Raw genomic sequence first — 13,500 nt, 5'->3', positions numbered from 1 at the left:
CACCGGATACACCCCGCCGCCGGCACCTCCGGCGCCCGAGGACCCCGACGCCCCCCGCGCCTGAGACGAGACGAGGCGAGGACCCCCCTCCACGCGGAGGGGGGTCCTCGCCTCCCGCGGGGTGGCGCACGAACGGCGTGGAAGCGATCCCGTTAGGATGTGAGAACGCCGTGGTCGCCCCTCGGTGACCTGCTTCGCGACCGGAAGGACACCGCGTGCCCCACGCAGCGACCCGGCTGCACAGCGTTCCGCTGGCGCAGGGATCTCTCGAGCTGTCGTGGGCGGCGGTGACGGACGTCGGCAAGCGCCGAGAGGTCAACCAGGACGCCCTCCTGGCCGATTTCCCGTTGTTCGTGGTGGCGGACGGCATGGGCGGGCACATCGGCGGCGAGATCGCGAGCTCGAACACGGTGACGCGCCTGAAGGCCGTCGTCGAGGCGGGATCGGTCACCCCGAAGACCATCGAGAAGGCGCTCGCGCGTGCGGTCAAGGACATCGCCGCCCACCCCGAGGCGACCGACGACGGCACCGGCACCACCGTGACCGGGGTCTACCTCGACACGAGCGGCACCGAACCGCACTGGGTGAGCCTCAACATCGGCGACTCGCGGGTGTACCTCCTCCGCGACGACACGCTCGTGCAGATCACCACCGACCACTCGGTCGTGCAGGAGCTCATCGCGGCCGGCCGGTTGAGCCCCGAAGAGGCCGAACACCACCCGTACGGGAACGTCATCACCCGTGCCGTCGGTCCGAGCGACAGCGTCCGTCCGGACTACGTGCGGCTCGAGGTCGTAGACGGAGACCGCTTCGTCATCTGCTCCGACGGCCTGACGAAGGAGCTGACCGACTACGGCATCCAGCACTTCCTGCGGGAGCACGCCGACCCGGCCGACGCCGCCGAGGCGATGATGGACGCAGCTCTGGAGAACGGCGGTCGCGACAACGTCACGATCATCGTGCTCAACGTGGTCCACGGCGACTGACCTCTCCTCCTCCGCCCCGTTCACGGCTCATCCGTCCACAACGGGGCATCGCGGGCGCCCGGGTGCGCCGGCGGGGGATTGACTGGCCGGGTGTTCATCGTCCCCCCATCGCCCGCCACATCCGCGCGCTCGTCGTCCACCCCCGCGCTCGTCGTCCCGCCGCTTCCCCTTGCGACCCGGCGCACACCGGTGCCCTGGCTCGCCTCCCTGGTCCCGATCGTGGGAGCGCTCGGACTGTGGCTGGCCACCGGCTCCCCGTTCGCGCTGTGGTTCGCAGCACTCGGGCCGGTCATCGCGGCGGCCGCCGCGGTCGACGGCGCACGGACGGTGCGTCGGGACCGGCGGGTGGCGTCGAGGGACCGGGTGCGCGCGCGGGAACGCATCGGTGCCGAGATATCCCGGCGGCACCAGGACGAACGCGTCTTCCTGCGGAACCGGCATCCGGACGTCCTCGGCTACCTCGCGGCGCCTCGGGAGATCTGGCGCAGCGTCCCCGGTCGGGAGGGGACGCTCGTCGTCGGGACGGGGACGGCCGACAGCGCGGTGCGGATCGACGGGGACGATGACGACGAGACCGTCCGCGATCTGCGCGAGGCGGCGGCCCGACTGGCCGACGCGCCGATCATCGTGCCGGCGCAGGCCGGAGTCGCGGTCGTCGGGCCGCCGGTGCTCGCGCAGGCCGTCGCCCGGGCGCTCGTCGTGCAGCTGTGCTGCGCGTATCCGCCCGGTCACGTGAGAATCGGCGGGACGAGGACCCCGACCTGGGCGCGGACGCTTCCCCATGCCGCCCCCGCACCCCGCATCTGCCATCTCGACGCGCGCGAGGCGGCGGGGCGGGAACGCGAAGATCTCGCCGTCGTGGTCGTGTCGCCGGGGGCCATCCCGCCTCCGCACTGTGCCGCCGTCCTGACGCTCGTCGGCGCGGGGTCGGCGCGGCTGGACTACGCCGGCAGGTCGGTGCCGGTGGAGATCGAGGCGCTCGGCGCCGCGCAGGCGGAGCGGATCTCCGTGGCGCTGTCGGAGCGGGCTGCGGCCATCGGCGGGCTCGATCACGTGCCGGGCGCCGTGGCGTTCGCCGACCTCGGCGTCGACGCGGCGTCCCCGGGTCTCGCGGTCGCCCTCGGGCACGACGGCGCGGCGCCTGCGCGCATCGATCTCGTCGTCGACGGCCCGCACGCGATCGTCACCGGCATGACCGGCGCAGGCAAGAGTGAACTGCTCGTCACCTGGGTGGCGCGATTGTGCGCCAGCCGATCGACTCGTGAGGTCGTCTTCCTCCTCGCCGACTTCAAGGGCGGCACGGCGTTCGACGCCCTCGCCGAACTGCCGCATGTCACGGGCGTGCTGACCGATCTCGACGGCGCGGGCGCGGGTCGCGCTCTGGAGAGCCTGCGGGCGGAGATCCGCCACCGTGAGGCGGTGATCGCCCGCGCCGGAGCCCGGGACATCGACCATCCCGGGGTCGAACTGCCGCGCCTGGTGATCGTGGTCGACGAGCTCGCCGCGCTGCTGGACGGTCATCGTGAGCTCGGCGCGGTGTTCGCCGACGTGGCCGCGCGCGGACGTGCCCTCGGCATGCACCTGATCCTCGGAACTCAGCGGGCGACCGGGGTGATCCGGGATGCGCTCCTGGCGAACTGTCCGTTGCGGGTCGGACTGCGCGTCGTCGATCCCGCCGACAGTCGCTACGTGCTCGGCACGGATGCGGCGGCCGCCCTTCCCGGAGACCCGGGCGCACGCGGTCTGGCGCTGGTGCGCCGAGCCGCCGATGCGGCACCCGCGCTCATCCGGGTCGCGCGCACCGGCGCCGATGACGTCTCCGCCATCGTCCGCTCGCGGGGGAAGGAGCCCCGCCCACGGCGGCCCTGGCAGCCGGCGCTGCCGGAGATGCTCGCCCTCGACGACCTCCTGCCGCGCGCGGGGAGCGTCGTCGAGCCGGTGATCGGCCTCGCCGACGAACCCGATCGCCAGCGGCACCACCCCGTCCGGCTCGGCGAAGGGGATGCGGGCCTGCTCGTGGTCGGCGGACCCGGCTCCGGCAAATCGACCGCACTCCGGACGATCGCCGCCCAGGCCGATCCACGGGTCGTCCTGGCACTTCCGAACGACCCCGAGCCGCTGTGGGATCGTCTCTGCGAGCTGACCGACGGGGGAGCGGCGCGGGGGTCGCTGCTGGTCGCCGACGACCTCGACGCCGCCCTGGCGGGCTTTCCCCCGGACTACGCGGCGGCTGCTGCTGCCATGCTCGAGCAGATCTGCCGCAACGGCCGGGCGATGGGATGGCGGGTCGTGGTCTCGACGGCGCGGCTCGTCGGTCCCCTCGCCCGGATCGCGGAACTCCTGCCGCGCCGTGCCGTGCTGCGCCTGCCCTCCCGGCTCGACCATGCGGCGGCGGGTGCCGACCCCTCCGCGTACGATCCGGCCGCGCCGGCAGGACGCGCGCAGCTCGACGGTCGGAGCGTGCAGATCGCCGCGCCCGGATCGGCCCCGGAACCCGCTGCGTCGCCGCAGCCCGTGGCCTGGCGGCCTGGCGGCCTGCCCGTCGGCCTCGTGATCCGCGCCGGCGGCCCGGCACGGCGCCTCGCGGCGACCCTCGCGGCCGACGGGACGACGGTGCTCGACATCGGCGATGACCCGGAGGCGCTCGCCCGGAGGGTGGGTGAGCGCGAGCCCGCCATCGCGATCCTCGGCGAGCCCGAGCAGTGGCAACGGGCGTGGCGACTCCTCCAGACCGTGCGCAGCCGCGGCGAGCTGGTCGTCGACGCGTCGTGCCTCGTCGAGTACCGCATCCTCACCGGGGATCGGATCCTGCCGCCGTACTGCGCCCCCGGGCGCGGGCGCGCGTGGCTGCTGGGCGACGGCGACCGTCCCCGACGCGTCGTGCTGCCCGGGCAGGAGCAGGCACTGCGCCGCCGAGCCGCTTGACCGCCTCCGGCGCCGGGCCCTACGTTCAGCACATGGCCCGTCTGTCCGTACCGATCTGCGGCGCGCGGAGCGCAAGGGGGCGGCAGCCTGCGGCGATCGCCGCCGGCTTCCGTTGCAGGGGGAGCCGATCCGTCGACCTGACCTGACCTGACCTGACAGGAGTTCTATGCGCATCCTCATCATCGGCGCGGGCGGCGTCGGTTCCGCCGCCGCCCGCATCGCCGTCCGTCGTGACTTCTTCGAGACGCTCGTGGTCGCCGACCACGATCCAGCCCGCCCGCAGGCACTGGTCGACGAGCTCGGGGATGCGAGGGTGAGCGCCGCGCAGGTCGACGCCTCGGACTCCGCTGCGGTGGCCGACCTCATCCGTACACACCGCGCGACTCACGTGCTGAACGCGGTCGACCCGCGTTTCGTCCTCCCGATCTTCGACGGCGCCTTCCCCGCGGGCGCCACCTACCTCGACATGGCGATGAGCCTGTCGCGGCCGCATCCCGAGGAGCCCTATTCGCGCACCGGTGTGAAGCTCGGTGACGAGCAGTTCGAGAAGGCCGAGCAGTGGGCCGCAGCGGGGCGTCTCGCGCTTGTCGGGATCGGAGTGGAGCCGGGACTCTCGGACGTGTTCGCCCGCTACGCCGAGGACGAGCTGTTCTCGGAGATCGATGAGCTGGGCGTGCGCGACGGGGCGAACCTCGTCGTCGACGGGTACGACTTCGCGCCGTCGTTCTCGATCTGGACCACGATCGAGGAGTGCCTCAACCCGCCCGTCGTCTATGAGCGGGACCGCGGCTGGTACACGACCCCGCCCTTCTCCGAGCCCGAGGTGTTCGACTTCCCCGACGGCATCGGACCGGTCGAATGCGTCAACGTCGAGCACGAGGAGGTGCTGCTCATGCCGCGGTGGACGAACGCCCGGCGCGTGACGTTCAAGTACGGCCTCGGCGACGAGTTCATCCAGGTGCTGCAGGTCCTGCACAAGACGGGACTCGACCGCACCGATCCGATCAGTGTGAAGGGCGTGGCGGTGTCGCCGCGCGATGTCGTGGCGGCGGCCCTCCCGGACCCCGCCACGCTCGGCGATCGGATGACGGGCAAGACCTGCGCGGGGGTGTGGGTCACCGGCACGGGAAAGGATGGCGAGCCACGCTCGACCTACCTTTACCACGTGGCCGACAACGACGTCACGATGCGGGAGTACAACTCGCAGGCCGTGGTCTGGCAGACGGCCGTCAACCCCGTCGTCGCCCTCGAGCTGCTCGCCCGCGGCACGTGGTCTGGGGTGGGCGTGCTCGGCCCCGAGGCGTTCGACGCGCGACCGTTCCTCGACCTGCTGGCGGCTCCCGCACCCGAAGGTTACGGCTCGCCGTGGGGCATCGAGGAGAAGCCGCTGCCCGCGTCTCGGACAGGCGCCCTCAGGGGGTGAGCGCACCGCGCCCCTTCGTCTCGGAGCTTTCGCTCCTCGCTCAGGGACCGAGAAGACGAGACTCTCGGGTCAGCTGCTCAGCGCCCCTGCGGGGCACTCCGTGGGGTGCGAAAGCCCGGTCGCTGAGCGAGCGCAGCGAGACGAAGCGTGAGGACTCTCGGGTCAGAGGCGACTCTCGCATCAGCGACCCGGGGTCGATGATCGATTCGGGTCAGACGGTGGCGCGGATGGCGCCGACGACCGCGCCACCCCCGTGAACGGCGAGCGACAGGTCGCCGAGCGCTTTCTCCGCATCCGACGTCGAGACGGCGCCGGCGCGCTCGAGCAGCCGCAGGCCCACCGCGCTCGCCGCGCGAGGGCTGCCGTCGAGCATCTTGAGCGCGACCGTCGTGCCGTCGGGGGCCACCATCACGAGCACGCCTTCGGCCCCGGTCTTCGCGAAGACGCCGGTCCGCTCGATCACGACGGTGTCCGGACGCCCCGGCCCCTCGATCGTCCACGGGTGTGCACGGACCGCGCCGATCAGGGTCGCCGCCTGACGGTGCAGGGCGAAGGGCGATCGCTCCGACGACGTCCCCATCCGCTGCAGCGCGCGGGCGAGACCCACGAGGCTGAGCGTCGGCACGGGCGCGCCGCATCCGTCGATCGCGATCGTCGCCGGCTTCTCGCCGGTCAGACGCTCCACGACCTCGCGGATGTGCAGCTGCAGCGGGTGCGCCGGGTCGAGGTAGCCCGCCGTCTCCCAGTCGTTCGCCCGGCAGGCGAGCAGCATCGCGGCGTGCTTTCCGGAGCAGTTCATGCGCACGCGGGCCGGCGCCGCGTGGTCGCGCGCGAGCTCGTCGCGGGTCGCGGAGTCGACGGGCCACGCTGCGGGGCAGCCCAGGTCGTCTTCGGTCGCGTCCGCGTCCTCGAGGATGCTGCGCACCACCGCGACGTGACGGTCGGTGCCGACGTGGCTCGCCGTGGCGAGCCCCAGGCGCTCGCCCTCGAGCGCGGCGCCGGCGGTGAGGCAGGCGAGCGCCTGCAGCGGCTTCAGCGTGGAGCGCGGCAGGATCGGGGCGGACGGGTCCCCGAGGGACGTCTGCGCGCCGTCGGGGGAGAGGACGACGGCCGATCCGGTGTGCCGGGACTCGACGAACCCGCTCCGCTCGACGACGGCGAGCTCGACGGCGGCGGTCACGGGGAACGTCTGCGGCATCCGACCAGCCTAATGCCGTGTGATCGCGCGCCGAGAGGTCCTCCCGTGGCGGCAGGGCACGGCCCGCGGGTGCCAGACTGGAAGGCATGAACGGCGCGCATCACTATCGTCTCCACGCCGCCTGGACCGGCAACCGCGGCTCCGGGACGAGCGGCTATCGCGACTACGCCCGCGACGTCACGCTGTCGGTGGAGGGCAAGCCCGACGTGCTCGCCTCGAGCGACAAGCCGTTCCGGGGGGATCCGGGGCGCTGGAACCCGGAGGACATGCTGCTGGCGGCGCTCTCGGAATGTCACCTGCTGTCGTATCTGCACGCGTGCGTGACGGCCGGGGTCGTCGTCGTGTCCTACGAGGACGAGGCGACGGGCACGATGATCGAGGACGGTGCCGGATCAGGCCGGTTCACCGAGGTCGTCCTGCATCCGCGGGTGGTGGTCGCCGATGCGTCCATGGTCGAGGCGGCTACGGCTGCGCATGCGCAGGCGCACGAGTGGTGCTTCATCGCGAACTCGGTGAACTTCCCCGTGCGTCACGACGCCGTGGTCACCGCGGCGGGCTGAAGCGAAAGTCTCCCCGGAGTGGGGAGATTTCGCCTCCTTCGTTGGTCGTCAGCGGCACAGGCCGCCGACGCGGAGACCCGCAGGGAGGGATCGCCGCCGAGAGCTCACATGCGCTCGTGCGGAAGCACCTGCTTGATGCGCTCGATCGGGCCCTGCGCCGGGACCTCGTTGTAGACGCCGGCGAGCTCCTGCTCGGAGAGGGCGTGGATGGCGGCCATGATCTCGTCGGTCGCGAGGCGTCGTGCCCGACCCGATGTCGCCGCGCCGTGCGCCGAGACGTCGATCGGGGCGCCGAAGCGCACCGTGATCCGCGGTCGGAGACGAGGGTACTTCGCCCCCACCGGCATGATCTCGTTCGTGCCGATGAGACCGACCGGCACCACCGGCGCTCCGGTCTGCAGGGCGAGGAACGCGACGCCGGTGCGCCCCTTGTAGAGGCGTCCGTCGAGCGAGCGGGTGCCCTCGGGGTAGAGGGCGATGCCCTTGCCGGCCTCGAGCATCCGGCGCTGCTGGTCGAGGGCGTCCAGGGCCGCCTGGCCGGCTCCGCGTTCCACGGGGCTGGCACCGATCGCCGTGAAGAACTCGCGGGAGATCCAGCCGCGCAGGCCCTTGCCGTCGAAGTAGCTCGACTTCGCGAGGAACTGCACGTGCCGCGGCGAGGCCATCGGGATGGCGAACGAGTCGATGAACGACAGGTGGTTGCTTGCGAAGATGACCGGCCCCTTCCGGGGGACGTTCCCCTTCCCCTCGATGCGCGGGCGGTACACGACGCGCACGAGAGGTGCCAGGACGTAGCGTCCGAGGAGGTAGGTGAAACCGACGTTCGAGACCGGATCGCCGCCCACCGACGGGGTCTCGGCGGGCGGCGTCTCGGGCTCGGGGCTCTCCTCGGAGGTCACCACAAGAGGGTACTCCCGATCGCATTCCTCGCCGTGCATGGCCCGATCGACGCCCCTCTCAGCCAGGACCTATGCGGATGCGGAATGATGGGCGGGACTCCCGTCCCGATCGATTGAGGTCCTCCGTGCGCGTCCGTCCGCTCGTCGTCCTGTCCGTCACCGCCGTCTCGCTGCTCGCGCTCGCCGGCTGCTCCTCGTCCGGAGGGGATGACGCCAGCCCGTCCGCGACCGCGGCCGCGGACCTGTGCGACGTGGCCGTGGATGCCGGCGACGCATCGAACGCGATCGAGGTGAGCGGCGAGGTCGGTCAGACTCCGGCGGTCTCCTTCTCCGCGCCTCTCGAGGTCACCGACCTCGAGAGCACGGTCGTCGTCGAGGGCGACGGCACCTCCATCGCGGGCGGAGACTTCATCAGCTACGCTGTGTCGGCCTACGACGTCGAGACCGGCCAGGTCGTCGACGCTGCCGGCTACGAGGCCGACCAGATCCTGCCGCAGCAGATCTCGCCCGACTCGGTTCTCGGACAGGTGCTGGGCTGCGCCCCCATCGGCACGCGGGTCGCGGCGACCTTCCCGTCGAGCTCGTCGAGCGCCGCCGCGGTCTACGTGATCGATCTGCTCGGCATCACCCCCACCGCCGCGTGGGGCGAGGACCAGGAGCCCGTCACGGGGCTTCCGGCCGTCACGCTCGACGACGACGGCGCTCCCACCATCACGATCCCCGACGCCGAGGCGCCCACCGCGGTCGAACTCGAGACGCTGAAGGAGGGAGACGGCTCCGAGGTGCTCGCCGGCGACACCGTGCTGGTGCAGTACACGGGGGTGCAGTGGTCCGACGGCACGGTCTTCGACTCCAGCTGGGATCGCGGGGTGCCGGCCTCGTTCGCGACCACGAGCGTCGTGGACGGTTTCCGTCAGGCGCTGGAGGGCCAGACGGTCGGATCCCAGGTGCTCGTCGTGGTGCCGCCCGAGTTCGGCTACGGTGCGGTCGAGGGGAACGAGCTGCAGAACGAGACGCTCGTGTTCGTCGTCGACATCCTCGCGACGCAGCATCCGATCGCGGGCTGACCGCGGCGGGGCGGAAAGGACACTCGGATGCGGCGTGTGCTCGTCCTCGGATCGACCGGCTCGATCGGGACCCAGGCGCTCGACATCGTCCGCGCCCATCCCGGCCGCTTCGAGGTCGTGGGTCTGGCCGTCGGTTCCGACCGGACCGGCGTCGAGGCCCAGGCCGCGGAGTTCGGTGTGGAGCACGTCGCCCTCGGGGCGGAGGCGGCCGAGCAGCTCGTCCGCGACGTCGAGGCCGATGTGGTGCTGAACGGCATCACGGGGTCCGTGGGCCTCGGCCCCACGCTCGCCGCGCTCGAGTCGGGGCGGACGTTGGCACTGGCCAACAAGGAGTCGCTCATCGTCGGGGCGGACCTGGTCGCCGCGATCGCGGCACCCGGCCAGATCGTGCCCGTCGACTCCGAGCACTCGGCGATCGCCCAGGCGCTGCGTGCCGGTGCTCCGGAAGAGGTGCGCCGGCTGGTGCTCACCGCATCCGGCGGTCCGTTCCGCGGACGTACCCGCGCGGAGCTCGAGTCGGTGACACCCGCTCAGGCCCTCGCCCACCCGACGTGGGACATGGGGCGCGTCGTCACGACGAACTCCGCGACGCTCGTGAACAAGGGGCTCGAGGTCATCGAGGCGCACGTGCTCTTCGGCGTGCCCTATGAGCGCATCGACGTCGTCGTCCACCCCCAGTCGATCGTGCACTCGATGGTGGAGTTCGTCGACGGCTCGACCATCGCGCAGGCCTCGCCGCCCGACATGCGGTTGCCGATCTCGCTCGGTCTCGACTGGCCGCACCGCCTCGGCGGCGTGGGCCGCCCGCTCGACTGGACGACCGCGGCGGCGTGGACCTTCGAGCCGCTGGACGAGAGCGCGTTCCCGGCCGTCGCCCTCGCGAAGCAGGTGGGGCGGGCGGGCTCGACCTATCCCGCGGTGTTCAACGCGGCCAACGAGCAGGCGGTCGACGCGTTCCACGAGGGCAGGCTGGGATTCACCGGCATCCTCGACACGGTCCGCCGGGTGGTCGACCGCCACGAGGCGCCGGGCGTCGTGACCCGTGAGTCCCTGGCCCACGCCGAGCGGTGGGCGCGGGACACCGCCGACGCCGCGATCGCCGCCGAGCGGTGATCGCGCTCGAGCGCCGACTCCCCGCGAAGGGGACGCTCAGTAGGTGAGCAGGCCGCGCGCGCGGAAGGGCGCGCGGGCGAGCTCCAGCTGTTCGTGAGTCGGCGCGGGGGTGTCCTCCAGCGTGTACTCGAGACCCAGCTCGTGCCACTTGTCCCTCCCCATCTGGTGGAAGGGGAGCACTTCGATCCGCTCGACCGCGCCCGGACGGATGGCGTTCAGCGACGCCGCGTACTCGGCCACCCGCGCGACGTTCCCCGGGTCGTCGGTGAGACCGGGAACCAGCACGAACCGGATCCAGATCGCGATGTCGGAGCTCCCGGCGAGCCGCTCGCCGAACGCCAGGGTGGGGGCGAGCTCGCGCCCGGTGACGCGCCGGTACACGTCCTCGTCGCCGGACTTGACGTCCAGGAGCACGAGATCGGTGTCCTCCAGCATCCGGTCGGTCGCGTGCGCGCCGAGATAGCCCGAGGTGTCGAGCGCGGTGTGCACACCCAGCTGCCTCGCCCCGCGCAGGATGCGGGCGGCGAAGGCGGGCTGCATGAGCACCTCGCCGCCCGACAGGGTGAGCCCGCCCCCGGTCGCGCGGAACACGCCCAGGTAGCGGCGCAGCCGATCGAGCACCGCATCCGCGTGGACCGGGACGCCGTCCTTCATGGCGAGGGTGTCCGGGTTCTGGCAGTAGAGGCAGCGCAACGGGCAGCCGTTCAGAAAGAGCGTGAGGCGGGTGCCGGGACCGTCGACCGCGGTGACGAGCTCCCAGGAGTGCACCGAGCCGAGCTCGCCGGTACGCATCGCGGCGAGGCGTCCGGCCCGATCGATGTCGGCGACGGCGAGGCCGTGGAGTCCGGCCCCGCGCCGCCTCGACGCGCCGGCCACGTCGTCCGGCGCGTCGAGGCGGGTCACCGTGCGGGGCAGCAGGGGGAGGGCGGACGCACTCACGAGGTCACACCCCGCCGTGGAACGTCCGCGACAGCACGTCCTCCTGCTGCTCGCGGGTGAGCCGCACGAAGTTGACGGCGTAGCCGGAGACGCGGATGGTCAGCTGCGGGTAGTCCTCCGGGTGCTCCATGGCATCGAGCAGCGTCTCCCGATTGAGCACGTTGACGTTCATGTGGTAGCCGTCGGCGCCGAACGACGCGTCGAGCAGGCCCGCGAGGTTGCGTGCGCGCTCCTCCTCGGTGCGGCCGAGGCCCGACGGCACGACGGTGTTCGTCAGCGAGATGCCGTCCTCTGCGGCGGCGTAGGGCACCTTCGCGACCGACAGCGCGGACGCCAGCATCCCGTGCGTGTCCCGGCCGTTCATCGGGTTGGCGCCCGGGGCGAACGGCTCGCCCGCACGCCGTCCGTCCGGGGTGTTGCCCGTCGCCTTGCCGTAGACGACGTTCGAGGTGATCGTCAGCACGGACTGGGTCGGCACGGCGTTACGGTACATCGGATGGCGCCGGAGCTTCGCCATGAAGCGCTCCACCAGGTCGACGGCGATCCGGTCGGCGCGGTCGTCGTCGTTGCCGTAGGCCGGGTAGTCGCCCACGGTCGTGTAGTCGACCACCACGCCCCGTTCGTCCCGCACCGGCGTGACCGTGGCGTACCGGATGGCGGACAGCGAGTCGGCGGCGACCGACAGGCCGGCGATCCCGAACGCCATGGTGCGCACCACGTCCTTGTCGTGGAGCGCCATCTCGAGCCGCTCGTACGCGTACCGGTCGTGCGACCAGTGGATGCAGTTGAGGGCCTCCACGTAGGTCGCAGCGAGCCAGTCCATCATGCGGTCGAACCGGGCGGCGACGTCGTCGAAGTCGAGCGGCCCGTCGCCCACGGGCGGCTCGCTCGGCGCGATCTGCTCGCCGGTGATCTCGTCGCGTCCGCCGTTGATGGCGTAGAGCAGGGTCTTGGCGAGGTTGACCCGCGCACCGAAGAACTGCATCTGGCTGCCGACGCGCATGGGCGAGACGCAGCAGGCGATCGCCGCGTCGTCCCCCCACCGGTCGCGGATCAGGTCGTCGGACTCGTACTGCACGGCCGAGGTGTCGATCGACACGCGCGCGCAGAACTCCTTGAAGCCCTGGGGGAGCGCCGGGCTCCAGAACACCGTCATGTTCGGCTCGGGGGCGGGCCCCAGGTTGTAGAGCGTCTGCAGGTAGCGGAACGACGTGCGGGTGACGAGCGGGCGACCGTCCTCGCCCACTCCGCCGATCGTCTCGGTGACCCAGGTGGGATCGCCCGAGAACAGCTCGTCGTACTCGGGCGTGCGCAGGAACCGCACGATGCGCAGCTTGATCACGAAGTCATCGATCAGCTCCTGCGCGGCGCTCTCGGTGAGCACGCCCGCCGCGATGTCGCGCTCGAGGTACACGTCGAGGAACGTCGAGGTGCGCCCCAGCGACATCGCGGCGCCGTTCTGCTCCTTCACGGCGGCGAGGTAGGCGAAGTACAGCCACTGCACCGCCTCGTGCGCGGTCGTCGCGGGACGCGAGATGTCGTGGCCGTAGGACGCGGCCATCTGCGTGAGATCCTCCAGCGCACGGATCTGCTCGGCGTGCTCCTCCCGCATCCGCACGTTCTCCTCCGAGAACGGGCTCGTGTCGAGCTCGAGCTTGTCGAGCTTCTTCGCGGCGATCAGGGCGTCGACGCCGTAGAGCGGGACGCGGCGGTAGTCGCCGATGATGCGGCCGCGACCGTAGGCGTCGGGCAGGCCCGTGATGATGTGCGAACGACGCGCTGCGCGCACCGACGGCGGATAGATGTCGAACACCGCCTGGTTGTGGGTCTTGCGGTACGAGGTGTAGACGGTCTTCAGCGTGTCGTCGACCTCGTAGCCGTAGGTGCGCAGCGCCCCCTCGACCATCCGCCATCCGCCGTTCGGCATGATTGCGCGGCGCAGCGGCGCATTGGTCTGGAGGCCCACGATGAGCTCGTCGTCCTTCGCGATGTACCCTGGTCCGTGCGCCGTGATGCCGGCCGGCGTGTGCGGGTCGATGTCGTAGACGCCACGGCGCCGCTCCTCGGGGAAGAGCTCGGACAGCTTCTGCCAGACCGCGCTCGTACGGGGCGTGGGTCCGGCGAGGAACGTGCCGTCGCCGGTGTACGGGAGGTAGTTCCGCTGGACGAAGTCGCGCACGTCGATCCCGTCCTGCCACGGCCCCGCCGCGAACCCGTGCCATGCGGCCGGGATGCTGTCGGCGTCGTCGTGCGCGATGCCGGTGGGGATGACGGTGCTCATGGGGAACTCGCTTCCTTCGTCCTGTGCGGAGTCGGTCGCGTCGGGAGTTCGGTGCTCGTCCTCGGGCGCCCGCCCGGCGGGCCTTGCCTCGACGGTACGCCCGTGCGGA

General features: G+C 71.9%; 10 protein-coding genes. 6 read left to right on the top strand and 4 right to left on the bottom strand.

Annotated features, from left to right (window positions below):
* The first annotated feature begins 215 nt into the window (after positions 1–215).
* From GVL03_RS15180 to GVL03_RS15170, 3 genes are all read left to right on the top strand, one after another.
* Positions 216–986: a PP2C family serine/threonine-protein phosphatase gene (locus GVL03_RS15180; RefSeq protein ID WP_159501848.1), complete on the top strand. Its 771-nt coding sequence runs from the start codon at positions 216–218 to the stop codon at positions 984–986.
* A gap of 90 nt (positions 987–1,076) precedes the next feature.
* The gene (locus GVL03_RS15175) at positions 1,077–3,911 is read left to right on the top strand and encodes an FtsK/SpoIIIE domain-containing protein (protein ID WP_159501847.1); all 2,835 of its coding nucleotides are present in this window, start codon (positions 1,077–1,079) and stop codon (positions 3,909–3,911) included.
* 166 nt (positions 3,912–4,077) lie between these two features.
* Positions 4,078–5,334 (top strand): saccharopine dehydrogenase family protein, encoded by a 1,257-nt coding sequence (locus GVL03_RS15170; RefSeq protein ID WP_159501846.1) that lies wholly within the window; start codon positions 4,078–4,080, stop codon positions 5,332–5,334.
* 211 nt (positions 5,335–5,545) lie between these two features.
* Here GVL03_RS15170 and GVL03_RS15165 read toward each other — a convergent pair whose 3' ends face one another.
* A complete protein-coding gene (locus GVL03_RS15165) occupies positions 5,546–6,532 on the bottom strand; it encodes an asparaginase (protein WP_159501845.1) in 987 nt (328 codons plus the stop codon).
* Between the two features lie 86 nt (positions 6,533–6,618).
* Between GVL03_RS15165 and GVL03_RS15160 the strand changes: the two genes are divergently transcribed.
* A complete protein-coding gene (locus GVL03_RS15160) occupies positions 6,619–7,092 on the top strand; it encodes an OsmC family protein (protein WP_159501844.1) in 474 nt (157 codons plus the stop codon).
* Positions 7,093–7,196: 104 nt separating this feature from the next.
* On the opposite strand, the gene GVL03_RS15155 is transcribed toward GVL03_RS15160, so the two are convergent.
* Positions 7,197–7,991: a 1-acyl-sn-glycerol-3-phosphate acyltransferase gene (locus GVL03_RS15155; RefSeq protein WP_235038192.1), complete on the bottom strand. Its 795-nt coding sequence runs from the start codon at positions 7,989–7,991 to the stop codon at positions 7,197–7,199.
* Between the two features lie 125 nt (positions 7,992–8,116).
* Between GVL03_RS15155 and GVL03_RS15150 the strand changes: the two genes are divergently transcribed.
* Together GVL03_RS15150 and dxr are read left to right on the top strand one after the other, a co-directional pair.
* Entirely contained in the window at positions 8,117–9,058 is a 942-nt protein-coding gene (locus GVL03_RS15150) for an FKBP-type peptidyl-prolyl cis-trans isomerase (protein ID WP_159501842.1), read from the top strand.
* A 27-nt stretch (positions 9,059–9,085) separates the two neighbouring features.
* Positions 9,086–10,171 carry a 1-deoxy-D-xylulose-5-phosphate reductoisomerase gene (gene dxr, locus GVL03_RS15145; protein ID WP_159501841.1) on the top strand — a complete coding sequence of 362 codons (1,086 nt, stop codon included), beginning with the start codon at positions 9,086–9,088 and terminating at the stop codon, positions 10,169–10,171.
* 36 nt (positions 10,172–10,207) lie between these two features.
* Here the strand turns inward: dxr and pflA are convergent, their stop codons facing one another.
* Positions 10,208–11,110, bottom strand: coding sequence for a pyruvate formate-lyase-activating protein (gene pflA, locus GVL03_RS15140; RefSeq protein WP_373683848.1), 903 nt, complete (start codon positions 11,108–11,110; stop codon positions 10,208–10,210).
* A gap of 4 nt (positions 11,111–11,114) precedes the next feature.
* Positions 11,115–13,391, bottom strand: a complete 2,277-nt coding sequence (gene pflB, locus GVL03_RS15135; protein WP_159501840.1) for a formate C-acetyltransferase — start codon at positions 13,389–13,391, stop codon at positions 11,115–11,117.
* Positions 13,392–13,500 lie beyond the last annotated feature (109 nt).

It is taken from the genome of Microbacterium sp. 18062, assembly GCF_902706225.1.
In the GTDB taxonomy this organism is placed as follows: Bacteria; Actinomycetota; Actinomycetes; order Actinomycetales; family Microbacteriaceae; genus Microbacterium.
Note: the sequence above shows the minus strand (reverse complement) of the source record. Positions and strands in the feature narration are given on the sequence as shown.

Coding starts and splice junctions, on each gene's coding strand:
- GVL03_RS15170 (WP_159501846.1), top strand. CDS start 4,078: ATGCGCATCCTCATCATCGGCGCGGGCGGCGTCGGTTCCGCCGCCGCC.
- GVL03_RS15165 (WP_159501845.1), bottom strand. CDS start 6,532: ATGCCGCAGACGTTCCCCGTGACCGCCGCCGTCGAGCTCGCCGTCGTC.
- GVL03_RS15160 (WP_159501844.1), top strand. CDS start 6,619: ATGAACGGCGCGCATCACTATCGTCTCCACGCCGCCTGGACCGGCAAC.
- dxr (WP_159501841.1), top strand. CDS start 9,086: ATGCGGCGTGTGCTCGTCCTCGGATCGACCGGCTCGATCGGGACCCAG.
- pflB (WP_159501840.1), bottom strand. CDS start 13,391: ATGAGCACCGTCATCCCCACCGGCATCGCGCACGACGACGCCGACAGC.